Genomic DNA, 25,044 nt, shown 5'->3' with positions numbered 1-25,044 from the left:
TTCGACTAAGGATCTGTCTAAGCAGTATATGGTAGGTGTCTCGGTATTAGGAATTTCAGGTTCTGTTGGCTCTTCCACGGTGAAGGTGCTTCGGCAATTCCGAGACCAATTTTCCTTACGTAGTTTTTCCGTTCATTCCAATTGGGAAACAGCGAAGACCCTCATTTCAGAATTTTCCCCCGAAGTGGTTTGTGTCACCGATCCCAAGTTAGTGGGTCAGTTTGGGGATAAATTTGGTTCTACAAACATTTTGTATGGAGACCATGCTCTTATTGACTTAGTCAAATTGCCATCAGTGGATGTGGTGGTTACTGCTGTGGTTGGGGCCAGGGGAGTCCTTCCTACCATTGCAGCCATTGAGGCTGGCAAAAAAATTGCCATCGCCAATAAAGAGACCCTTGTTACTTTTGGCCCACTCATCAATCGTTTGGTGGCAAAACACAATACACTCATGGTGCCAGTGGATTCCGAACACAATGCACTCTTCCAACTCATTGAAAGGGAAACTCGTTCCAATATCCGCGCGATTACGCTCACTGCATCGGGGGGGAGTTTTCGCACTCTCCCGATCGAAGAGTTGGAACATGTATCCGTGAAACAGGCGCTAAACCACCCGACTTGGTCCATGGGTCCGAAAATCACTGTGGACTCGGCAGGTCTGATCAACAAAGGTTTGGAAGTGATTGAAGCACATTTTCTCTTTGGGTTTTCGTATGACGAGATAGAGGTGGTGATCCATCCGCAGTCTCTCACTCACGGCATCATTGAAACGAGAGACGGCGCTTGTCTGCAATACACAAGCCACCCCGATATGGTCTATCCCATTGCTCATTCCTTATTTTATCCAAATCCAACTCCGCAAATGCTCATTGAACGAAAACCTTCCACTTGGAAAACTTTGGAATTTTTTCCACCGGATACCAAACGGTATCCTGGACTCACACTTGCCTACCAAGCAGGGAAAGCAGGGGGAGTGGCTCCTTGTATTTTTAATGCAGCCAACGAAGAAGCTGTGGCACTATTTTTAGAAGAAAAAATTTCTTTTACCTCAATTCCAACGCTCATTGAGTCTGCCTTAAACCAAGTCAAAAATGAATTTCCAGAAACCTTAGACGGGTATTTGGAAAAAGACAAAGAGACGCGTAATTTGATCCAATCTGAATTTTTAAAAGGGGGAGTGACTACATGATCGTATTAATACTCGGCGCTGTATTCATGTTAGCTGTATCGATTTTTATCCATGAATTGGGGCACCTCTTATGTGGGAAATTAGTGGGTGTGGAAGCACGTATCTTTTCGTTAGGTTATGGGAAAGGGATTTGGAAAAAAAGAATTGGCAAGACCATCTACCAAATCACTGCCATACCCATCGGTGGTTATGTTTTATTTCGTGGTGATGATTATAGCAAAAACAAAAAACCAAAACAAGGCGATTTACTTGCGACTCCACCTCTTCGTCGTATGGTGCCTGTGCTTGGTGGCCCATTCGCCAATCTAGTGTTAGGGTTTTTGTTGTTATTTATTTTAGAGCTTTCCGGAGATAGCCCCTCATCGAACCGCATCTTTATTGAAGACGCAAATAAGGTTTCAAGCCCTGCTTATAACGCTGGTCTTCGAACAGGTGACAAAATTCTCTCCATCAATGGAAAACCCACAGAAAGTTTTGAAGATATTTTTACCAATGTGAGTTTAACTTCTGGTGATCCGATCCAAGTGACTTACAAACGAGAATCGGAAACAAAGACAGTCGAAATTGTTCCCAATTTATATTCTGCCGGTGGCCATCCTACGATTGGTGTCATGCCATATGGAGAAAGAAGAGTGGTGGCTACCTTTACTTATGGGGAACAGATCAGCCACTTTATGGCCAATGTTTTAGATAAAGAAGATAAATCTTCCGTTTACTTCCAAGAAAAAATTGAAGAACGAAAAGAAGAAATTCCAGAAGAACTTCTGAAACAACATGAAATCGCAGAACGGGAAAAATCACTCAGACGCCGAGCCCTCTCTTTTTTGAAAGACGGAGATATGATTTTAACCGTTGCGGGAGTGGATGTTCATACCGTTCCTGAATTACAAACAGAACTTGGAAAACACCAAGGAAAAACCATACCTGTTGAAGTGGAACGAAAAACCTATCCACTTCTTACCCCTTGGGCAACAGAAAAAGTAACCATACAAATCCCTGTGTTAGGTGCCAATGTATATGAATTTTGGAATATCGAACATCCAAAATTCCCTGAATTAGGGATTCCTTATTTTCGATTGGATAGTTATGATGCGGAAATTGAAAATCGACTTTCGAATTTAAAAATTGAGAACCAATCCTTTGCAACGGCTGATGATTTTACTTCCTATTTGAAAACCAATGCGGGCAAAAAAGAGATTTGGATCGGCAATATGAAATACTTTGCTGATGTCAATTTGAAACCGATAGGACTTCTTGGTTTTCGAGCTTCGATGAAATTTGAAGCCGAAAAATTACAGAAGGAATCTACAGTTTATTCATCACTTGTCGGTGCAGGGAACAAAGTTTATGAAAACGTTTCTACTACCTTAAAAGGAATTGGGATGTTGTTTTCGGGAATGTTGTCTCCAAAAGAAAATTTGTCGGGTCCGATTGGGATTGTGCAGATTGCTGGGATCAGTTTGGAATATGGTTGGGTCACCTACCTAGACTTTGTTGCTAAAATTTCATTGGCGCTTATGGTGATGAACTTACTTCCGATTCCCATGGCTGACGGCGGACACATTGTACTCTATGCTTATGAAGCAATTACGGGAAGACCGCTCCCAAGAAAAGCAATTGAAGCGATCTTTCGATTAGGATTTTTCTTTCTCATCGGGCTTGGGGTCTATGTTTCCTTCAATGATGTGATGCGTATTTTTTAAAACCAAACTTTGTATTGTTAGATTGTTAATCAAAAAGAGAAAAATGAAATGAAAGCTAGTTCCTATTTAATTCCAACTGCGAAAGAAGACCCACAAGATGCAGTGGTTGCGTCTCATAAATTGATGATGCGAGCGGGCCTTATCCGTAAGTCTGCAGCAGGTCTGTATTCCTATTTACCACTTGGGTTACGTGTGCTTCGTAAGATTGAAGGCATCGTGAGAAAAGAAATGGACGGAGCAGGAGCTTTGGAATTCCAACTTCCCATCTTAACACCGAGTGAAATTTGGAAAGAATCAGGTCGTTGGGACAAAATGGGAAAAGAGATGTTTCGTTTGAAAGATCGCCATGACAACGAAAGTTGCCTGGGTCCTACACATGAAGAATCATTTTGTGTGCTTGTAAAACCGATGGTTCGTTCCTACAAAGACCTTCCGATCAATGTCTACCAAATCCATACTAAGTTCCGAGATGAAATTCGCCCAAGGTTTGGAGTGATTCGTTCTCGTGAGTTTACCATGAAGGATGCGTATTCCTTTCATTTAGATGATGAATCCTTGGACAAAACTTACCAAACGATGCGTAAAACCTATCGTAGGATTTTTGCAGGCATGGGACTTTCGACAATTCCTGTACAAGCAGACTCAGGGAATATGGGTGGTTCCGCATCGGAAGAATTTATGGTCGTGTCACCGATTGGTGAAGAGACACTTACAATTTGTCCTTCTTGCCATTATTCAGGAAATATTGAAAAAACTCCTGTGATTGCAAGTAAGAACGCAGCCAAACAAGCATTTAATGGTAACGGGAAACTTTCTACTCCAGCGAAAAAATCCATCGCAGAAGTTGCAGAGTTTTTAAACACAAAAGAAGAGAATCTTTTGAAAGCTGTGGCACTCGTTGCCGATGGACAATATGTCCTCGTCTTTTTAGAAGGGGATAGAGAACTAAACGAAAATAAATTAAAAAACCATTTGGGTTGTAATGAACTAAGGCCGATGGGTCCAGCGGAAATGGAAAAACTAGGCCTTGTTCCTGGATTTATTGGACCAGGTTTTCCAAAATCAGAATCACTTAAAATTTACATTGATGCCTTACTCGATTGGAATTTTGCCTATATTGCTGGTGCAAATGAAATTGACCTCCACATAGCGGGTATTCAACTCTCTACTTTTTTCAAAGAAGAGGAAGTGACAAAGATCGATGTCTCCCAAGCAAAAGTAGGTGACCCTTGTCCTTCATGCGGAACTGGCTTAACGGCAGAGAAGGGGATCGAAGTTGGTCATATTTTTAAATTAGGCCAAAAATATTCCAAAGCTTTTGACCTCACAGTTCTTAATGACAAAGGAAAGGCCACAACTACGACTATGGGTTGTTATGGGATTGGTGTGAACCGATGTATGGCAACAGTGATCGAACAATGCAATGATGACAAAGGAATTTTTTGGCCAATTTCAATCGCACCGTTTACGGTTTGTTTGGTGAGTATAGCCAAAAATCCTGATGATATCGCAAAAATTGAATCCATCTACAAGTCACTTGTTGCCGCTGGCATTGAAGTGTTGTGGGATGACCGTGACCTTGGTCCCGGATTCAAATTTAAAGATTCTGAACTCATTGGATTCCCCATCCGAATCACATTAGGAAAAGGGTTTTTGGAGAAAAATGAGATCACCATTCTTGATCGTAAGTCCATGGTGGAAGAGACCATTCCTTTTACGACAAACGAAGATTTAGTCACAAACATACAGAAAAAAATCGCCACCCTCGAGGAATCCATCCAAAAGGATGTAACTCTTGCGGGAACATGAACTTTTCCCAAGAATTTTTTTGAGGATCTAAGGATTTAATCGATTAAAAACGGCCTTTGTGATAAACAGAGGTCATTGGGTGGCGGGTGGATAACCCCACCCAGTTCGATACGGGCGGGGATCTCTACTAAAAAATCCCCCACCTCCCCCAAAAGAAGCAGTTTTCATATTCACCTAGGCATCTATCTTAGGATATATGGGCAAAAACCAACCTGGATATTTTGGAGAATTTGGCGGTCGATACGCACCAGAAATTCTAACAGAAGCTCTTGAAGAGCTTGAATCCACCTATCACAAGTTAAAGAAAAGTAAAAAATTCAAAAAAGAATTAGAATTTTACTTAAGCAACTATGTCGGAAGACCTAGTCCTTTAACTTTTGCAGAACGTCTCACCAAACATTGGGGAGGTGCACGTATCTGGTTAAAAAGAGAAGATCTAAATCATACTGGTGCTCATAAAATTAATAATGCCATCGGACAAGCGTTAATTGCAAAATTCATGGGCAAAAAACGAATCATTGCAGAAACTGGTGCAGGCCAACATGGCCTTGCTACGGCTACAGTCGGTGCTATGTTTGGCATGGAAACTGTTGTTTATATGGGAGCAGTTGATGTCGAAAGACAAAACCTGAATGCCAAAAAAATTGAGATGTTAGGTGCTAAAATATTACCAGTGACAGCTGGGGAAGCCACTCTCAAAGAGGCAACAAGTGAGGCCATGCGTGATTGGGCTCTCAATGTTTCAACAACTCATTATATTGTTGGATCTGCCATCGGACCTCATCCATTCCCAACGATCGTACGTGATTTACAAGCTGTAATTGGAAAAGAAGCAAGGTCGCAGTTTAAAAAACAAAACCATAAACTCCCTCATGCCATTGTCGCTTGTGTGGGTGGTGGTTCCAATGCGATTGGTATGTTTCATGCATTTTTGAAAGACAAACATGTTGCTATCTATGGAGCAGAAGCAGGTGGACTTGGTCCAAAACCTGGTGAACATTCTGCCACTTTAACCTATGGTAAAACTGGATTTTTACATGGAACAAAAACTCTCATCATCCAAGATGAAGCAGGTCAAATTGTACCCGCACATTCTGTATCTGCAGGTTTAGATTATCCCGGTGTTGGTCCAGAACATGCGTTTTTGTCGCAAACAAAACGAGTGGATTATCGAATGGTTACCGACGAACAAGCGCTAGATTGCTTTTTAGAGGTGACAAGGATTGAAGGAATCATTCCTGCACTCGAAACAGCTCATGCATTCCATGTAGCAAGAGACGTTGCAAAAGATTTAGGAAAAAAGAAAGATCTGATCATTTGTCTATCTGGTCGTGGTGATAAGGATGTTACAGAAGTACTTCGTTTGTTAGGTGAAAAGAGTAAATGAGTAAAATAAAAGATCTTTTTGAAAGTGGAAAAATTAAATCTGCGTTTATTCCGTATTTTACGCTTGGAGACCCAAATTATAATGATTCCATCGAATTTGGTAAAACAATTTTAGACAATGGTGCTGATATTTTAGAATTAGGGATTCCGTTTTCTGATCCAGTCGCAGATGGTCCTGTGATCCAAAGAGCTGTTGCAAGATCATTGAAAAACAAGTTTTCTTTTTCTGAAATCTTTCGAGTGACGAAAGAAATTCACTTACACAAAAAAGATGTACCACTTGTTTACTTAACTTACTTCAACCCAATCTTTCACTGCGGGATCGAAGATTTTTTGAACCAAGCAAAAGATTCTGGGGTTGTTGGCCTTGTGATCCCTGATTTACCTTTTGATACCAAAGAAAGTGAAGTTTTATTCCAAGAACTAAGAAAAAGAGATATGGATCTCATCCATTTGGTCACACCAGCTTCGACTAAAAAACGAATTGAAGCATTGAAAAAAACATCTACAGGTTTTATTTACTATGTTACTTCCTTTGGTGTGACTGGCGAACGCCGCGAGTTCTCAGTTGATTTGAAAGAAAGGATTCGGTTTCTAAAAGAAACCATCCAATTGCCAATTTGTGCCGGATTTGGTATTTCCACACCAGACCAAGCTGGTCAAATTTCTGGCTATGCGGATGGAATCATCATCGGATCTGCCATCCAAAGGATCATTGAAGAAAATGGACATGAATTTCCCAAAGCAAAACAAGCTTTGGCGGAATACATTGCCAAGATTCGGGTTGCCATTCCCTAAATTTTTTTCCCAAATCACTCAAAAACATTTGAGTCTCTTTAAAAAATCCGAGAAAATGGTCGGAAATTCCTAAACGAATAAAGAGGCTCTATGTCCGACAAAGAATCAAAATCGCTTTCGATTTTGGATTACCTCAGCATTGCTGTTGCCACCCTTGGGTCACTCGGTGTGATCGTATCTGTTGTCATGACAGGATGGGTATATGAATATTCCTTCCTGATTGGTGGGATGCTTTTACTCCTCACTTCTTCCTATTTTGTTTACAAAATCATTGAAAAAGTTTCCAAAGACAAACAAAAGTCAGGTGCCATCTGGTTGTCCTATGTAATTGCCATCTTTATGTATACGATGGTCAATACCTTCCAACCTCTCAAAGAGTTAGAAGAAAATTCCGTTTCGTTTCGTTTTCAATTTTTACGGGGGTCCAATACAAAAACAGAAAGTGAAGGCGATACAGGTCGAATTGAATACATTCAATACAATCCTCCTGCAAAAGCAAGAAAGGATATCAACATCATTGGTATCACAACTGAATCACTTGAAAAGTTACAAGGTACTTGGCCACTTCCTTGGAGTTATTACGCTGATATCATCGAAACATTTAAAGACTCAAACAACATTCTTATGTTCGATATTTTCTTCGTGGATTATAAACCCGGCCAAACAGAAGAGATGGTCACTGCATTGCAAAAAAATCGCAATGTTTTATTTGACTACCCTATGGAAGTCAGCGCGGAATCCAAAGAAGCGGTTCTCAATCTTGAAAAACGGATTGATATCTTACGTAAGTTTCAATTAAAGAATGTCATCGATGAAAATGATGGAGGGATTTCCTGGGTAAAATTTCCACAACCTCCTATCGAACCAATTGGTGAATTATCAGCTGGTCTCGGTTTTGCGAACGTTAAAAAAGATGAATCTGGTTTGAACCGCAAAATGCCTCTTGTGGTGAAAGTTTATAATTCAGGACGAGATAGAGAAACAGAATACTTCCCATCCATTGACTTACTCATTGTTTGCCAATACTATGGTATCAATATACAAAATGATGTAGAAGTCAACATGGGACATTATGTTAAACTGAAAAATATCCCAAATAAAATCATCCGTGAATTCAATGTCAAAGCTCGTAAGTTTGAAGAACGTGATGTAATGCACATTCCAAACGAAAAAAGAGAAGTGGTGATTCCCATTGATTGGGAAGGGCAAATGGAAATCAATTATGTGGGAGGAAGGTATTCTTTCAAACAAAATGAAATTTTCGAAGTCACAAATGATTGGAATCCAGAATTACTCGAGGCAAACCAAATTAACAATAAAATTTTCCTAGTTGCGATGTACTATGCAACTGGTCGTGGAGCGTCAAAAGACTCCCACTTATCTCCGTTTGGTGATATGTCCGGAATTGAACACCACGCTCATGCAGTGAATACAATCTTAAACCAGGACTTTTTGTCTACAATGCCAAACTGGGGAATCTTTTTGATTTATGTTGGGCTTGGTGTGATGATTGGATTTTTGCAACCACGTGTTAAAACTCACATTGGTTTTGCCATAATGTTAACGCAGTTGTTATTGTATGTAATCGCTGCCCTTTATATTTTCCAAACTTTCAATCTCATCACAGTATTACCTTCTGTTACCATTGAACAGATAGTTGTTTTTGTTGCCATCATTGGATTTAGAATTTTAACGGAAGAAGAAAACGTAAAATACATTCGTCAAACCTTCTCCAAATTCGTATCCAAAGACGTTGTGGATGAACTCCTCAAACACCCTGACAATTTAGCTCTTGGTGGATCCAAACGAGAAATCACAATCTTTTTCTCTGACGTTCGAGGGTTCACAACAATCTCTGAACAATTGGGTCCAGAAGATTTGGTGAAGTTACTCAATGAGTATCTTTCTGCGATGACGGAACTCATCATTGAATATAAGGGAACCATCGATAAATACATGGGAGATGCGATCATGGCTTTCTGGGGTGCTCCAGTGCCATTGGAAGACCATGCATATTACGCTTGTGTGGCAGCCCTTGCTCAGCTCGACTACTTAAAAGTGCTGCAACAAAAATGGGCAGAACGAAATGTCCCTGTGATCGACATCGGTTGTGGTCTTAATTCAGGCCCTGCAGTTGTGGGCAATATGGGATCATCTCATAGGATGGAATACACTTGTATGGGTGATACAATCAACTTAGGATCCCGTTTGGAAGGTTCTAATAAAATGTACACCACAAATATCATCATCTCGGAATACACCTATGAAAAAGTGAAGGACCGAGTTGTGACAAGAGAACTTGATTTGGTGCGTGTAAAAGGAAAAACCCAACCTGTTCGGATTTACGAATTGCTTGGAATCACAAACCCAGAAGATATGGAGAAAATGAAGCGGCCTCTCCAAAAGGCGGCAACATGAAGTTTCAATGCCATCGTACCCATATCTCGACAAAATCAATTTCCCAGAAGACCTTAGAAACCTAAAGGAAACAGACCTCCCTGCCGTCTGCCATGACGTCAGGGAATACATCATCGACACCCTCTCTGACGTGGGAGGGCATTTTGCTAGTAACCTCGGGGTGGTGGAACTCACAGTTGCTCTCCACTACGTCTTCCAAACTCCCAAAGACAAAATCATCTGGGATGTTGGCCACCAAACCTACCCTCATAAAATCCTCACTGGACGAAAAAAAGAACTGCCCACTGTCCGCAAATGGTTAGGCCTCTCTGGATTTCCGAAACGTGAAGAATCCGAATACGATTTATACAATACTGGACATGCAGGTACATCCATTTCCCAAGCTTTAGGTGAAGCATGTGCACGTGATCTCATGGGTGAGAATTACAAAGTTGCCGCAGTCATTGGTGATGCATCAATTGCAACAGGTATGGCACTCGAAGCCATGAACCATGGTGGTCATATCAAACCGAATATGCTTGTCATCCTAAATGACAATTATATGTCCATTTCCAAAAATGTTGGTTCTATTTCCAATTATCTCAATCGTATCATATCGTCTCAGGTTTATAATAAGGGCAAAACTGCATTTTATGGTTTTTTAAAATGGATTCCTTTGATTGGCCCAGCCTTACAAGCATTAGCTCATAATATGGAAACTTCGTTTAAACATTTTATGATGCGTCCCGGTGGACTTTTTGAAGACCTTGGGTTCACTTATTTTGGTCCCATCGATGGTCATGATGTGAACCGAGTGGTTCAGATGTTACAAAACCTTTCCAAAATCCAAGGACCAATCCTCCTCCATGTTCTCACACAAAAAGGGAAAGGATACAAACCTGCAGAAGCCGATCCGATCAAATACCATGGTGTGACACCATTTAACAAAGAGTCTGGTAAAATGGCATCTGCAGACGCCAATAAAATTGGACTCTCCAAAATCGTCGGAAAAACTCTCATTGATTTAACGAACAAGGACAAACGAATTGCAGTGATTACACCTGCAATGATTGAAGGTTCCGGGTTACGTGATTATCAGGAAACCTATCCCAATCATACTTTTGATGTAGGTATCGCCGAACAACACTCAGTCGCATTTGCGGGAGCGATGACAAATGGTGGTGCGATTCCCTTTATGTGCATTTATTCTACGTTTTTAACGAGAGCAATGGACCAATTGGTGGAAGATGTATCTCTCATGAACCTACCTGTCCGTTTTGTCATCGATCGTGCTGGTATCGTAGGACCTGACGGCGAAACCCACCAAGGTTTGTCTGATCTAGGGTATTTAGCAGGCCTACCCAATATGGACATTATGGTCCCAAGTTCAGCACAGGACATCATAGATAGCCTTCATTTTATGAAAGACTATACAGAACATCCGATCGCGATTCGTTTTCCAAAAGACAACGGCGACTTACGTGAGTTAAAGTTCGATTCACCAAACCAAGTCACGAAAGGGAAAGCAAGGCTTGTATCTGAAGGTAAAGATTTACTTATATTATCTCTTGGATTTATGTTACCCATTGCCAAACAAGTAGCAGAGATCCTCAAATCAAAAGGGATCACCACTACAGTTGTCGATCTTTTTTGGTTACGCCCTTATGACTCGGACTTGGTCAACAAATGCATCGAATCGACCAAACAATTTGTAATTTTGGACGAAAGTTACCTCCACGCGGGTGCATCTGGTTATCTTTTGAACGAAATTCCAAATCATCTTATTGGTAAGTTCTTGAAAACATTTGCCCTTCCTTTGGAACCAATCCACCACGGGGAAAGAAACCAAATTTTAGAGCATTACCGATTGACTGCGTCTCAAATCGCTGATGATTTATTGCAAAGTTTGCAAAAATAAAAAATAAGTTTTCAAGGAGATTTTTAAGGTTTCCGAAAATGAAAGAAAACAGGTGAGGATCTCTTTGTCTTCAAGTTCTTTCCAACTTTCTTTAGATTTAGCAAAAGACCATTTTAAAATCGGTGATTTAGACCGTGCCGAATTCCACCTTCGTTCCAGTTTAGAATTGGAAGAATCAGAGGAAGCCTATTTTTATTTGGGACTTGTCCAAAACGCTCTTGGATCCTGGAGTGATGCATTGGCTTCCTATTACAAAGCCGTGAGTTTGGACCATGAATATGGAAATCCATGTAACGAAATCGGTGTTTTACTCCTACGTATGGGTAATGACAAAGAAGCCGTGTATTGGTTAAAAAAATCAGTACGATGTGAACGAAACGATGCACCTCACATCTCCTATTTTAACTTAGCAACTTTGTATAAACTTTGGAACCGTCCAGAAAGATCCTTACAATACTTACACAAAGCTCTTTCATTAAAAAAAGATTTTTTAGAAGCAAATGAACTTTGGCGTGAATTAAAAGCGGACGAAGAAGCTCCTTCCAATTAACTGTAGTCATTGGGGAGGGGGACCGTTACCTCTCCCTCATACATTGGAATTTGCATTTTAACCCCTTTCCAATCCAAATAAGTAAATCCATCTTCCTCAATCAACAGATCTGATAGTTCTTTTGCAGCATTCCATGTGAATCGGTATTTGATCCGATCCTCAATTGACCTGAGTCCCAAGATTCCACCGTCCTTTGTTTCATAAATTTCGAATGCACCAAATGGATAACTCCTACCATCATCGGTGAGGAATAGAATTTCATCTTCTAAAACTTCTACGTGTAAGACATGGCAAGGGAAACCATCAATTTTGATATACCCATGTTCTGAAAGTTCACCAAAGGTATTTTCAATGTAGACACCTTTTTCATTTCCATGGAGGTTATTGCGAAAGTAGGTAAGGATTTCTTCTTTATCAATGGGGTTTCCGCGAAAAATCCATTCGTCGGCTGGTGAGATATAGATTTCAGAATCAAATTTTCTTGGCATATGATTATCGATACCGGAAGGCATACCCTTTCCAATAAGGTAAGTTAGATTGTTGGAGGTAGGAGTGAGTCGTCCTTCCTTTTTGGTCCATTGTTTGTACGGAAACCGTATCAATTGAAGTTTGGTTCTTTTCTGTCATCCACACACCATCAATTTTACGAGCATACATCTCTTTTTTAAGCCTTGGTTCATACTCTTCCCAAGTTAAGTCTTCTGTATTCCGAATGATGACTTCTCCCACGATTTTAAAGAGTTTTTTGGGCCTTTCTCTTAGGATTTCCACATCTTGCCAGGAAGATACCTTATAACGATGATCATTTGGACGAAAATCAGGTTCTGGGATAAAATCCACGGAAGAACATCCAAAAAACACGACTAGGATTAGGATTGGGTAAAAATTGAACCGCATTTTATACCTTAGACAAAAATATGCTATACATTGGTAGAATTGCCATAGGATAAGCAATACAAAGATTTAGGCACCAAGCTTTCATGGAAGAAACAGACATCGGGAAACGCAAACGGGAAAACGTACTCAAAATTGGTTACTCTACCTTAGATGAAATTGAGGAAAAAGTAAAGGCCTTTCGAGTTATGAACCAAAATGCCGTGAAAAAGCGGTATCTCATCACCCGAGACCCCATTTTAGACCCACAGGGAAAGGTGTTACTGGCTAAGGCACAGGAAATTGATGTTTCTGCGGCTAAACTGCTCAGAAGGCACTTCAAAGGTGCTGATATGTTCAAAGTGTTCCAACCAGATGAGGGTCTTGTGATCATTTCTGATATGTCTACCATGGAAGGAGTTTCCTTTTCCATGGACATCGTAACCCAAATTATGAACTTGGGTGGTGGTGCTTATGAAGGTTTTATTGACCGAGTGGATAGTTTTGAAGACTTCATTGGTCTTCTCAAAAAAAACCTATTCCCTCGTATGATCATCGTGGGATATTTGCCAAAAGAAAAAATCCAAACCGAAATCATCAACTTCGTGAAAGTAAAACGTTTGGACAATTACCTACGAGCATTGGAACTTACCCATACCGTTTTTAAACCAACCGCTTATTTTCCTAAAATCAAACAAGTGAACATCTCACAAGAAGATCCAAAATCATGGGGACGATTTGTGGTAGAGATCGTCCGCGAATACACAAGACCTTATTTTGTCGAAGAAGTCTAATTAAGACAAAATCATAGCACGATTTAACATGGTACCTGCAATGTTTCCTGAATGGACAGCATGTGCCACTGATCGGAAGATAGACGCCATATCACCAACTGCATAAACTCCAGGAACATTCGTTTCATAAAAATTGGAAACTTCCAAGTGGCCACTTGGTAACATTTTGCAACCTAAGGATTCTGGTAATGCAGTATGTTGTACCATTTGGACACGCGCATAAAGAGCATCGAGCGAAATTTCCTTACCTGATACAAACTGAATTGATGTTAGTTGGCCTTCCTTATGGATCAGTGTTTTGACTTTTTCTGTAATGAAACCGATTCCTTCTTTTTCTAGTTTGATTTCTTCTTCCTTCGAAAATTGAATCGGACCATTTGTATAAACTTTTAATTCTTTAGTCCAATGTTTTAGAAATTTAGCATGTTCGAATACGCCGTTTTCATTCATACATAAACCTGTTGTTTTACCTACAAATTCATATCCATGACAATAAGGACAGTGAAGGATTGATTTGCCCCAAGATTCTGCAAAACCAGGTATCTCGGGTAATACATCTTTGAGTCCAGTGGCAAAAATAATTTTTTCTGTTTGGATCTCTGGAATCCCGTCTCCTATTAATAAAAACCCTTTTTCCGATTTTCCGATGGATTTTACTTCACCAAACATTGAATGGAAATTGGGATACTTCGATAAGTCGAAAATAGTTTTTTCGCGTATCAACTTTGGATTCGATCCATCATGTGTGATGAAGTTATGCGAAGCAGTTGTATTTTGGTTACAAGGTTTCCCAGAGTCAATGACCACTATGTTTCTTAAGGAGCGGACAAGGGATAGAGCAGCTGAGAGTCCAGAAAAACTCCCCCCGATAATGGCTATGCCAAAGGTTTGATAGGATTCCATAAATGCAATCATGTTGCATTTATGGAATCCGGCAAGGATTAAACTTCGTAGAAAGTTAAATTTTCATACAGTTCTTTTGGTAAGTTACCACTGGAATCCATGTACTTTTTGTACTTGTTTTCAAATTCTTTGTGCTGGCGTGTACGGATATTTTTGAAGCGGTTATGGAGTTCTGCATACGCAGGTTGTGATGATATTTTTTCCCGTATGTTTTTATGAAACGGAATATGACGGTAAAAAATAGAACGTACCACTCGGTTGACACGTTGTACTCCTTCCGCTTCATACCGGATCCATAAAGAATAATCATAGGCAAATTTATCACGGTCAGTTCGGAACCGTTTGAACTCAGATGAAATTTTTTCTTTGAGTTCAGGAGAAAGGTCCTTACTTTTTTTATAAAACTGCACATAATCGGTGTAATCTGCGGTGATCGATGGAATCCCTACGTTATTCCAGTCTGGTCCAAGGATATTTTTACAAAGTTCCCAACGGAAGGCAGCAATAGCTTCCAACATAAAGGTTTTGAGATCACCTGTTACAAAATGTGGGATACAAATCCTACCTCTTGATTCCTTTGATCCTGCTCCACGGAAAATGGAAAGGTCTTGCCACATCATGATTTTGGGACCAATGGAAGGAACGAGGATAAAATCAGGAATGATTGACCTTTGGATAAACTCGTTTTTGATTCCAATATCTTCGTTTCGGTAAATGACCTCACGATTGAAGGCAGTATAATCAATGCCTAAAATGTATTGTAGTGCTTTTTCTACATCATCTTTGGAAACAAAACATTTTTCCAAAGGAATGGTGATGTGGTATTTTGTGAGAATTGGGAAGTGACTTGCAATGTTTCCTGATGTCAAACGCACGTTTGGTTCATACATGGAAGAAATTTCAGAACCCAGTCTTGCATCCCCAGTATCATAATCGGGTGGTATGTCTTTTTCGGATTTGATCCCAGAGTCTTTGAGATCCATTTTTAATTTTTCGAAAAATGTTTGTCCCAGTTCGTCAACAGAAGTAGGAACTTCCCGTGAATAAATTTTTTCTAACCAATCAGTACCGTGATGGATCGGAGCACTTGGATTCCCACCCGGTTGGTACAATCTACCGACAAGTTCTACGATATGACCGTCGTCGAGTAAGGTTTCGTCAAAGTATCCATAACGTAACATGAGTTCAACGGCTTTTGGAGCCTGCTTGCCTGATTGTAACCATTTTGTGAAAGATTTCTTATACACATCCCAATATGTTTTGGCAATGGTCCTTCTAATTTTACGATTGTCTGGTTCTGGATCGAGTGGGTTTTTGAAGGACTTCAGTTTTACCATTAAGGTTGAAAACTCTTTGACTGCTTCTGGGTCTGCTTGTGAATAGTTTAGGATTTGGCTTGCAGAGTTGAGAAGTTCCACTTTTAAAGCTTTGGTATCAATTCCTGCTCGGATTGGATCTCCACCTTGTGCAATGGCCTCCTCTTTGTTTTTCTGTGCATTCAGTTCATGTCCATACTTAGCAGTAAGTTCCGATTGTTTGGATTCGAGTTTGTCTAAACTATTGCCAACACTTGCATAATTAGTTCCAAAAATTTGTTTGTATTCATCAAGAAGTGATTTGGATTTTTTTAATGCCCACTCAGTAATGGGAAGTAACACAGTCGAAGGAATTGTAGAATAACCAGTATTAAATAAATCTAATGTTAGATTAAACTTTTCGAGTAGTGCATTTTCTCCGACAAACATAGAATTCATCATTTCTGATAAATCATAAGTTTCTTTACTTAGGAGTTCGAATAACTCGCGGTATGTTTTTACATAACTTTCAGCAGCACTTTGTAAAAGAGTTGGATCGGCTTCAAACAAGGCTTGTGAAATTTTGGGATTCACAGATAAAATTTTACGAATAAAATGGAATTCTGCATCATTCCATTCGATGGATTCACTATAATCTTTTTCAAAAAATTCGCCGTGGTCTTCTTCTAAAAAGTTGATAGTTGGTTTGTCTGGTAACATCCCACCGTGTTCTTGGAAACCTGCTAAATTGTTTCGGATGAGTTTCATCACAGGGTCAATGATGTTTTCATCTCGAGTGATCATCGCTCCCGGCGTAACATCAGAAAAGATAGATGGATTTAAAATATAATAAACGGCACCCAAATTATCCATCGTTTGTTCAAACTTGGAGGAGAGTCCTTTGATGGATAATACCCGTTTGTAAAGTTCGCCGATTTCTTTGAGAAGGGTTCGAACTGCCATAACGCCAACAGATACTTTCGTAGTGAGAGTTTTTTTGGCATTTGGTTGGTTCATGACATATGTGGATATAACACATGAAGTTTTCGCACGAATGGTATAAGGATAAGGTGTTCCTTCGAGTAAGGCAAAGATGCCTGGTGTTAAATTGGCTCCTTCCAAACTGTACAAAACAATGCTTGTGTCGCCGAGTGTGGTCTCAACTCGTACCGAACCCTCATGGAGGATGTTCATGGAAGTTGAGGCCTTACCTCCGATGAAAAGGACTTCACCTGGATTGACTGGGATCTTTTGGTTATTTTTACTGGTATCTAGAGGCATTTGGTTGTTCGTAAAGGAAACTTAGGTTTCCGACAAACGCTAATAAAGAAGCGCCAAATTGCAAAATACTTTTTAGAAAAATACAACATGTTGCAGCCACAATTCAAATTAAATGCGAAAAAAGAAATTTATGTCCCAGGTGATAAGTCGATCTCTCATCGGTCTGTGCTTTTTTGCGCCCTCTCCCAAGGGAAATCCGAAATCCATGGCTTTTTAGAAGGGGAAGACCCACTTCATACCTTACATTGTTTTGAATCAATGGGACTTTCTGTCTCATCCCTCGGAAAAGGAAGTTATACAGTCGTAAGCCCTGGCAAAGAGAATCTCAAGTCTCCCCAGGGGGTTTTGGATTTTGGAAATGCCGGAACTGGGATTCGTCTCTCTGCAGGATTACTGGCAGGTCTCCCACAAATCCAAGCGACCCTCACAGGAGATGCCTCTCTTTGCAAACGGCCCATGGCTAGGATCATGAACCCATTAAAAGAGATGGGATCTGACATTGTTTCCGTTGGAGGAAACGACAGAGCACCACTCCGCATCCAGGGAAGACAATTAAAAGATTATTCCTACCAAAGTCCCATTGCCTCGGCACAAATTAAAAGTGCCCTTGTCCTTGCAGCTTTGTCATCTGGCATTTCAATTGATTACAAAGAATCGGAAGTATCAAGAGACCATACAGAAAATATGATTCGTTTTCTTGGCGGAAACATCATCCACCATTCTCCCATTCACTTTACCGTAAAACCTCCCTATTTTTTTGAAGGGGCCAAGTATGTGATCCCAGGTGATATTTCAAGTGCTGCATTTTTCATTGTATTTGGTTTGTGTGGGGGAGGGAGTGAACCTCTTCTCATCAAAAACATCGGACTCAATCCTTCTCGGATAGGAATCATCACAGTTTTACAAAATATGGGTGGTAAAATTGAAATTGTCGCCAAACGAGTCGAATGTGGAGAAGAGATTGGTGACTTACTCATTTTCCCATCAAAACTCAAACGTACAGTGATTACCGAAGATTTGATTCCTTCCATCATTGATGAAATTCCCATTTTAACCGTTGCGGGACTTTTTTCTGAAGGTGGATTTCAAATTTCTCATGCAGAAGAACTGAGAGCTAAAGAATCAGATCGTATTCATTCTATGGTTTCCAATTTGGAAAAACTAGGGATTCAGGTGAAAGAAGTAAAGGATGGATATGAGTTTGGTGAAGTAAGTTCGATTCAAAAAACAAAAATTGAAACCTTTATGGACCACCGTATTGCAATGAGTTTTGCAATCCTTTCCAAACTTGCCGGCGTGGAACTCACTTTTGATGATACAAGTTGGGTCGACACAAGTTTCCCTGGATTTTTTGAGATCTTAAAATCCATGTGATATCGGTCACATGTAAGAAACTTGTATCATCTTGTTGTTACCGTAACAAACAATTATCCTTAGAGAGTTTCAGTTTCAGAAATGAAAAGATGAGCTCTCATTGTGATTTCAAATTCATTCCCTTCTAGTTTTGTAAACTCATACGCGAGAGGGAGTTGGTAATCCTTAAGCAAACGTAATAATCCCAAACCAAAATTAGGAATCCCTTTATGATGTGCTTCGAGAGCCTCGAAGTATAAATCATTGATATCATGGGATTGGATTGTCTGAATTTTATTTTCAAAAATTGCCTTCATCCATGGAGTGATTTTATTTTTCACTTCAATCCTTAATTGGTTTCCCAAGTCCTTAATCTCAATTTGGATTTTACTCTCTTCTTTGTCCGAATATTTTGCAGCATTTTCAACTAGTTCATTGATCACCGTTGAAATCGTATTTTTATCAAGTTGTTTTGATTCGAAAGAGTGAAAGTAAAATTGAGAGATGAAATTGGACAAAACGTCACAACGTTTCCAGTAAAATGCCATGTCAGCTACAGAAACTGAAATGGAAAGTTGGCTATGGTAATAAATGTTTCCTTGTAATAATAGATTTTTCTCATCATTTGTCTGATTAGAATTCGATGGAGAACTCAAATGGATGGGTGAAAAATCGGTAACAACGTTAGTTTGAAACATTGGATTGGGTAAACAAACAAATGACATAGAGCACCTCTTTATGCTCTAAGGATATAACAATCCAAACAAACTGTCGTCAAAGTGGATCAATTCATACTTGTATATTACGCCATTTCGATCGAATCGGACAAAATGTGTCGAACCTTTGCCTTATCTTTTTTTCAATTTCTAGAGAAAAGCAATCTCACTCTTCGAAAAAAGGGTTAGTCATAACACGTGGCTCTCTTGCATCTTGAGTCTAAAGGTCACAATTTCAGAAATGAAACCGAACCAGTTGGTAATTGAATGGATTTATTTTTTCAGACACATTTTGAATCACTGAACTTTTTTCTATTGTTTTCAACCTTACTTGCCTCGCTTTACGCAGTAGGGGAATTTTTTAGTTATCATAAAAATCGAAAACAAATTTTACTAGGGATTATCTTTTTAGGAACCAGTTACCATTTATTCAATTTATACCTAGTTTCCTCTGGGCATATTCGTTCTTTTTATCCATTGTATCTCACCAATTTACCCATGATTGCATGTTTAGGTGTTTTATTAGATGAATATTTTCTCATTGTATTGGAAGGAAAATTTCGTTCTTTCAGACGATTGTCGTTTCGCCTCGTACCCATCTTGTTATCTTTTCTTTTGATCATTGGATGGAATGTTTGGAACCATAACGATGATTTGGCAAGGGTAAGTCGTGGAGAAAACCCATACTTAGAAAGGCCAATCACATTGGTTCTTGTTACCATTTTGATTTATTTATGGTGTATGATTCGTATTGTTTGGCGTATTTCTAAAAAAATTCGCTGGAGTACGTTTCGTAAAAACTACACGCTACGTATCGGAACTACAATTGTCAGTTTTTGTTTTGCGTTATCATTGTATGGACTCAATACAATCGCCACCGGGGATCACACATCTTTCCAAATTTCAGGGCTTGCTATTGGAATTTTTTTGTGCATTTTATATGTGATTCGCCAGAGTTTTCCCGATTTCTTTTTGGAAGTTCGTAAGATTGTAGAAGATGAAAAAAAAGCAAAGATCTCTCAAATTTCAAAATTAGATCACAATCTCATCCGCGATAATCTAAAACAATTATTTGAAATTGAAATGATTTACCGTGATGAAACACTGAACCTTCGTGATTTAGCAGAAAAAATGGGGCTAAGTTCACACCAACTTTCTGAGTTTCTGAATTCAGAGATGAAAAAAAGTTTTTATCAGTTCACAAATTCATACAGAATCAACGAAGCCAAAGACAGAATTCAAAAAGAACCCGAAAGATCTCTGCTTGCCATTGCCTATGATGTTGGTTTTGGATCCAAATCTACCTTTAATGAAGCCTTCAAAAAGGAAACTGGAACCACACCAAGAGAATACAGGGAAAAAATTCTAAAAAAACATCCTATTCGATCCAGTCGGACGTAGTTTTCCGCCCAATCCGATCCAGTCAGACGATTTGGAAAACCAAATGCCGTATGATGGAGTCAAGTTTGTGAGAGTGAGTGAGAAACTTCTCTCAAAACAAATTTGTTATAAGGACAAAACCATGAAAAAGAAAATTAGTTTAATGATAGCGATCGTGTTTGCTTCCCAAGCGATGTTTGCTTCCCAAGCGATGTTTGCATCCCCAGCAAACCAAATGAATGTAAAAGAAGCAGCAAAAACTTTAGTAAGCAATGGTATGACCAACAAAGAAGCTCACGAATACTTAAAGGCACATATCACTCCAAGTGAATTTGTAAGAATCAAAAGAGCGATTAAAAATGCTGAATTCGCAGGAACACTAGACCAAGATTTGGACAACATTGTTTCTTCCATTCAATTGAAAGAAGCAACTGGTAACTACTTACACGGAAACAACTTCAAAATTATGGAGAATGTTGTAGCATCTGTTACTGTTGTCGCAATCGTTGGAATCCTGGTACATGCTGGTGGTTTTGGAACTGTTGTGACTGGCGGGATGTATGACTCTGTAGGACTTGGAATCTAATCGATTCTAATTATCTTTCCCCAATCAATCAAATCTTGCTTTTCCAAATGAATCCAATGGAAAAGCGAGATTCTTTTTAATCAGTTTTATCTTTCGGAGGAAATCCATGATTTTGAATCAAATGAAGAAACGATTTTTTGGTATCTCTTCGATCTTCTTACTGTTTTTGACAACAAACATCGTTGGTATATCCCAAGTGGAAGATCAGGTTTTGGATTGGGATCAACTTCAGAAACAATTTGTTCCTAAGAAAATAAAAAGAGAAGAACTAAATCTTAAGTCAACATCACATTATGTTTTAGAAAACTTTTCCATTCATTCCCAGTTCGAAAAAGATCCAATTCTTTTGGAACAAGTATATGGAAATCGTAAATTACTCACATTGGGTTACCAACTCCAAAAAATTGAATCTAGATTTCATCAGATTTATAAACAAGCTGGATTCAGAAACGGTATAACAACTCCAAAAGAGAAAATCATCATCCGAGTCGATGCTCCTTTTGTCTATTCTCCATTATTGTACTATGATCCCAATGTCAAACTAAAGAACACTGCACTCACAATTCCTCCTTCGGAAAAACAAGGGCAGTGGAATAATGAAATGTGGTTTGCACCCAAATGGGATTTTCCAATTGTAGATCGATTTGTTTTTGATAGGATCATCGATACTGCTGCTTGTCCTGATGCTATATACCATGAATATACTCACCTCATCACTGGAAAATATTTAGGAAACAATGCTATTGGTCGTTCTCTTGCGGAAGGGATTTCTGATTATTATGCAGCTTCCATGATTGACTATCCCGAGTTGTATTCACATAAAACCTGCGAAGGAGTGAAACGACAATTACTTGTTAGTTCCTTTCGTTTGGATCGTGAAATCGGGTTTTATGATACCAATATGGAAAGTGATTTTAAAAAGAATTTTACATTCATCCCTTCCCTTTTGTGGAAATATCGATCAGTTGTGGGCAAAGAAATGGCAGATCTTACGATTTTCCAAGCCATTACAAAAACAAATGTTGGGGATCGTTTTTTCCCTGAATTTACAAACACCTTATCAAACTCATTGTATCTAGAATCAAAAAAACAATTTGGTGAGGAAAGAGCCAAAGAATTAGTGAACCAAGTTGAAACAGAAATTTGGATTCCGAGAGGAGTGTTTACGAATTTTGGAATTCAGAAATCTTTGTTTTCGCTTTTACCAAAAAAGAATCTTCGACTAACCAATGCAGATCCAAAAACATCTGAATTCTGTCAGAATCAAAATGAATTCGAATTTTTTTGGCAAGATGTGAATGTCAATGATCCTACTTTGCGTTTTTATTGGAAATGTGACCAAGTAAAACTACCAATGATAATCCAATTTGACCAAACAAACACACGCAATTATTTGGTTTCAAAGGATTTGCATTCACTTAATGGTAAAATGAAGTTTGCAAGCCCTAATGCCTGTAATCCGGAAGTGAAACGGTCAGGAATGGATGAAAAATTATACTTACAAATTTGTAATTATGCAAAGGATAATTATTTCTATTGGAAAACAATGGAAAAAGAGATGAGATTGTCATGGGGTGATCCATCGGATTCTTTAGAGAAAAGGCAGTTTGTATTAGAATTTGCTTATTTAGGGAATGTCAAAAATAAATTTAAATACCAATTCGAATCAAATTGATTTTAACTTTTGGAGTGGAAATTTGAATTTATACTCAGTACGTTTGTCACCATTAAACGAAAGTTCACCGTTGATTTGTTTTGTTAACATGGTGACCAAACTGAGACCAAAACCTTGGTTTTCGGCATTGGCAACTTGAAAATTAAATCCATTCCCATTATCGCCTATGAACAAATAAAAATAATCGCCTTCCTGCCATACTTTGATTTGAATTTCAAGTTTGTTTGCCGTATTCCTGGAATATTTCAAACTGTTGGTTAATAATTCGTTTGTGATGATCCCTATCGCACGAAGTTGGTCTGAAGTTATTTTGAGATTAGCTATATTTAAGTTTAATTGCACGGGATAAGGGAATAAGGAAATGATTTCGTTCGTTAGTGGTTCTAAGTAATCCTTCAATTGTAATTCAGTGTTATCCTTTTCTGTATAAAGTTTATCATATAAAACAGACATGGTTTTGATTCGGCTTGTCGCTTCTTTCAAGGAAGTTTTGACAGCTTCGTTTTCATTGGAGTTAGCTTGTAAATCCAATAAATTGTTCAAAATAGTCATATTGTTTTTGATACGGTGGTGAACTTCACGTAGTATCATTTCTTTTTCCGAAAGCAGTGCATTTACTTTTTCTTCTGCAATTTTGCGTTCTGTTACATCATGAACGATAGAAAACAAAACAGTGCGATTGTCAGATTTGATTGGTGTTGAAAAAATCTCTACTTGTTTGATTTTGCCATTTGCTAATTTGTGTGAAAACGAAAAAAAACTTTTGTTTTCGTTAAGTGCCGACATCCTTTCTGTTTTTAAATCATCATGATTGAGCATGTTAATGAAATCAATATTCATTTTTGAAAGTGCTTCATGTGGATAACCGTAAAATAAGACTGCTGATTCATTTGCATCGATGATGTCACCTGTTAGCGGATCAATGATTAGGATCACCGATGAATTTTTTTCAAAGAAGTCACGGAATCGTTTTTCACTTTCCAAAAGTTTTGTGGATGTGATTGATTTTTCAATGGCGATACTCACTAAATCAGCAGTTTCTGAAATGATAAAAATATCAAACTCAGTGGGGCTAACAACTTCTCGGTGGTACATAGCAAATGTTCCCACAACTTCATCGGTGTGAGACCGAATGGGTTCTGACCAACAAGAGTAAAGTCCTACACTCAGTGCAATGTCCTTGTAATTTTTCCAAAGTGGACTTTTGCTGATATCTTCTACAATGATTCGTTTTCCTGTGTAAGCTGCCGTACCACAAGACCCAACTTCAGGGCCAATCAAAACCCCTTCAATGGCATCGTTATAAATTTTGGGAAGAGAAGGGGCGGCACCGATTTTAATTTTTGAATTTTCAATGAGAATAATGGTACAAATGAGAGAAGGGTTCAGTGTCTCGATCCCTGCGACAATTTCGTTTAGAATTTTTTGTAAGGGTGAATTTTTGACGATTTTTTCCAGAACGCCACTCCGGAAACTTTCAAAGTCAGCGATACGTTCTGGATCCAGATTACGATTTCGAACTTTCACGAAAACTCCACCTTTTGCCCCTGATCCTTCTGACGAAAAAAAACATGTCAATCTTAATACGTATACTCTTGGTTAGCCTATGTTTTGGCAAAAGAATTCCTCTAGACGAAAACAAATCCATTCTTAGAATTTGCCTATCTACTTATGAGTTTACAATCTATCGAAAATGTAATCGCAATTGATGGGCCAGCTGGTTCCGGAAAAAGTACTCTTGCTCGAATGATCGCCACCAAATTGGGATACCATTACTTAGATTCAGGGGCATTTTACCGTGCGCTAACCTTTGCTATTTGGGAAAAATTCCAAACGACTGGTGAGGATGAATCCAAATTTCCGTTTTACACCGAAAAACTTGCTGATGCTTCCCTTTTAGAAAAGGACGAGGCAGAATTTGGTTTCTCCGTATCCAAAATCCCCGTACATTGTGAACTCTCATCCCAAGGCGAGAACATCATGTTCCTCGGAGAGAAGGACATAAGCCATGAAATCCGTGACCCAGAGATCACAAAAAAAATCCGTTACATTGCGCCAAGGCGTGCTTTTCGGGAAATCTTAAACCGCCATATCCGGGAATTTGCCAGAACTCACAAACTCGTGATGGATGGTCGGGACATAGGGACAGAAGTTTTCCCGAAGTCCAAATTTAAATTTTTTCTCACTGCCTCTGTGGAAGTCAGGGCCAAACGCCGATACGATGAATTAGTTGCTAAGGGCTTCAAAGCCGACCTAAATCACATCAAAGAGGAAATTGTGGCTAGGGACGAAAGTGACACCACCCGTACTGTGGCTCCGCTGAAACAAGCTTCGGACGCAATCCTGATTGACACGAGCACCCTCGACACAGAAACTGTCCTAAATACTATCCTGTCCAAGGTTTCACCCTCTGGGCAAATCTAAGTTTTGTATCCCGG

The 25,044-nt window shown here is 39.1% G+C and carries 20 protein-coding genes; 14 read left to right on the top strand and 6 right to left on the bottom strand.

The annotated features are described in order from the left end of the window. Positions 1-28: 28 nt before the first annotated feature. From dxr to ND812_RS15540, 8 genes are all read left to right on the top strand, one after another. Complete coding sequence (gene dxr / locus ND812_RS15575) at positions 29-1,189, top strand: 1-deoxy-D-xylulose-5-phosphate reductoisomerase (RefSeq protein WP_265376297.1); 1,161 nt, start codon at positions 29-31, stop codon at positions 1,187-1,189. Beyond that, the gene (locus ND812_RS15570; RefSeq protein ID WP_265376296.1) at positions 1,186-2,892 is read left to right on the top strand and encodes a site-2 protease family protein; all 1,707 of its coding nucleotides are present in this window, start codon (positions 1,186-1,188) and stop codon (positions 2,890-2,892) included. The genes dxr and ND812_RS15570 overlap by 4 nt, the downstream gene beginning before the upstream one ends. A gap of 48 nt (positions 2,893-2,940) precedes the next feature. Beyond that, positions 2,941-4,701 (top strand): proline--tRNA ligase, encoded by a 1,761-nt coding sequence (locus tag ND812_RS15565; protein ID WP_265376295.1) that lies wholly within the window; start codon positions 2,941-2,943, stop codon positions 4,699-4,701. 196 nt (positions 4,702-4,897) lie between these two features. Further along, complete coding sequence (trpB, locus tag ND812_RS15560) at positions 4,898-6,088, top strand: tryptophan synthase subunit beta (protein ID WP_265376294.1); 1,191 nt, start codon at positions 4,898-4,900, stop codon at positions 6,086-6,088. After that, positions 6,085-6,885, top strand: a complete 801-nt coding sequence (trpA, locus tag ND812_RS15555) for a tryptophan synthase subunit alpha (RefSeq protein ID WP_265376293.1) — start codon at positions 6,085-6,087, stop codon at positions 6,883-6,885. The genes trpB and trpA overlap by 4 nt, the downstream gene beginning before the upstream one ends. 90 nt (positions 6,886-6,975) lie before the next feature. After that, complete coding sequence (locus ND812_RS15550) at positions 6,976-9,303, top strand: adenylate/guanylate cyclase domain-containing protein (protein ID WP_265376292.1); 2,328 nt, start codon at positions 6,976-6,978, stop codon at positions 9,301-9,303. 7 nt (positions 9,304-9,310) lie between these two features. Then, entirely contained in the window at positions 9,311-11,200 is a 1,890-nt protein-coding gene (gene dxs, locus ND812_RS15545; RefSeq protein WP_265376291.1) for a 1-deoxy-D-xylulose-5-phosphate synthase, read from the top strand. A gap of 64 nt (positions 11,201-11,264) precedes the next feature. Continuing rightward, positions 11,265-11,750, top strand: coding sequence for a tetratricopeptide repeat protein (locus ND812_RS15540; RefSeq protein ID WP_100717701.1), 486 nt, complete (start codon positions 11,265-11,267; stop codon positions 11,748-11,750). Here ND812_RS15540 and ND812_RS15535 read toward each other — a convergent pair. Beyond that, entirely contained in the window at positions 11,747-12,262 is a 516-nt protein-coding gene (locus tag ND812_RS15535) for a hypothetical protein (RefSeq protein ID WP_265376290.1), read from the bottom strand. The genes ND812_RS15540 and ND812_RS15535 overlap by 4 nt on opposite strands. Continuing rightward, on the bottom strand, positions 12,243-12,647 hold the full coding sequence (locus tag ND812_RS15530; protein ID WP_265376289.1) for a hypothetical protein: 405 nt from the start codon (positions 12,645-12,647) through the stop codon (positions 12,243-12,245). Before ND812_RS15530 ends, ND812_RS15535 begins: the two co-directional genes overlap by 20 nt. A gap of 83 nt (positions 12,648-12,730) precedes the next feature. Between ND812_RS15530 and ND812_RS15525 the strand changes: the two genes are divergently transcribed. Further along, complete coding sequence (locus tag ND812_RS15525; protein ID WP_135635932.1) at positions 12,731-13,417, top strand: hypothetical protein; 687 nt, start codon at positions 12,731-12,733, stop codon at positions 13,415-13,417. Here ND812_RS15525 and ND812_RS15520 read toward each other — a convergent pair whose 3' ends face one another. Next, entirely contained in the window at positions 13,418-14,320 is a 903-nt protein-coding gene (locus ND812_RS15520) for an NAD(P)/FAD-dependent oxidoreductase (RefSeq protein ID WP_265376288.1), read from the bottom strand. It abuts the gene before it with no gap. A 38-nt stretch (positions 14,321-14,358) separates the two neighbouring features. Further along, the gene (locus tag ND812_RS15515; RefSeq protein WP_265376287.1) at positions 14,359-16,896 is read right to left on the bottom strand and encodes a cyclic nucleotide-binding domain-containing protein; all 2,538 of its coding nucleotides are present in this window, start codon (positions 16,894-16,896) and stop codon (positions 14,359-14,361) included. 87 nt (positions 16,897-16,983) lie between these two features. Here ND812_RS15515 and aroA point away from each other — a divergent pair, with 87 nt between their 5' ends. Continuing rightward, positions 16,984-18,270, top strand: coding sequence for a 3-phosphoshikimate 1-carboxyvinyltransferase (gene aroA, locus ND812_RS15510; protein ID WP_265376286.1), 1,287 nt, complete (start codon positions 16,984-16,986; stop codon positions 18,268-18,270). A 59-nt stretch (positions 18,271-18,329) separates the two neighbouring features. Here aroA and ND812_RS15505 read toward each other — a convergent pair whose 3' ends face one another. Further along, on the bottom strand, positions 18,330-18,974 hold the full coding sequence (locus tag ND812_RS15505) for a DUF6272 family protein (RefSeq protein WP_265376285.1): 645 nt from the start codon (positions 18,972-18,974) through the stop codon (positions 18,330-18,332). Between the two features lie 258 nt (positions 18,975-19,232). On the opposite strand from ND812_RS15505, the gene ND812_RS15500 reads away from it, so the two are divergent. From ND812_RS15500 to ND812_RS15490, 3 genes are all read left to right on the top strand, one after another. After that, positions 19,233-20,366, top strand: coding sequence for a helix-turn-helix domain-containing protein (locus ND812_RS15500; protein ID WP_265376284.1), 1,134 nt, complete (start codon positions 19,233-19,235; stop codon positions 20,364-20,366). Positions 20,367-20,409: 43 nt separating this feature from the next. Next, positions 20,410-20,931 (top strand): hypothetical protein, encoded by a 522-nt coding sequence (locus ND812_RS15495; RefSeq protein WP_265376283.1) that lies wholly within the window; start codon positions 20,410-20,412, stop codon positions 20,929-20,931. A 106-nt stretch (positions 20,932-21,037) separates the two neighbouring features. Next, positions 21,038-22,606, top strand: a complete 1,569-nt coding sequence (locus ND812_RS15490; protein WP_265376282.1) for a hypothetical protein — start codon at positions 21,038-21,040, stop codon at positions 22,604-22,606. Here ND812_RS15490 and ND812_RS15485 read toward each other — a convergent pair. Further along, positions 22,598-24,133 (bottom strand): histidine kinase dimerization/phosphoacceptor domain -containing protein, encoded by a 1,536-nt coding sequence (locus ND812_RS15485; RefSeq protein WP_265376281.1) that lies wholly within the window; start codon positions 24,131-24,133, stop codon positions 22,598-22,600. The two genes, ND812_RS15490 and ND812_RS15485, sit on opposite strands and share 9 nt — an antisense overlap. A gap of 144 nt (positions 24,134-24,277) precedes the next feature. Here ND812_RS15485 and cmk point away from each other — a divergent pair, with 144 nt between their 5' ends. Next, positions 24,278-25,030, top strand: coding sequence for a (d)CMP kinase (gene cmk, locus ND812_RS15480; RefSeq protein WP_265376280.1), 753 nt, complete (start codon positions 24,278-24,280; stop codon positions 25,028-25,030). Positions 25,031-25,044 lie beyond the last annotated feature (14 nt).

Source organism: Leptospira limi (genome assembly GCF_026151395.1).
Lineage (GTDB): Bacteria > Spirochaetota > Leptospiria > Leptospirales > Leptospiraceae > Leptospira_A > Leptospira_A limi.
The sequence above is the reverse complement of the archived record's forward strand: the minus strand, read 5'-3'. Positions and strand labels throughout refer to the sequence as shown.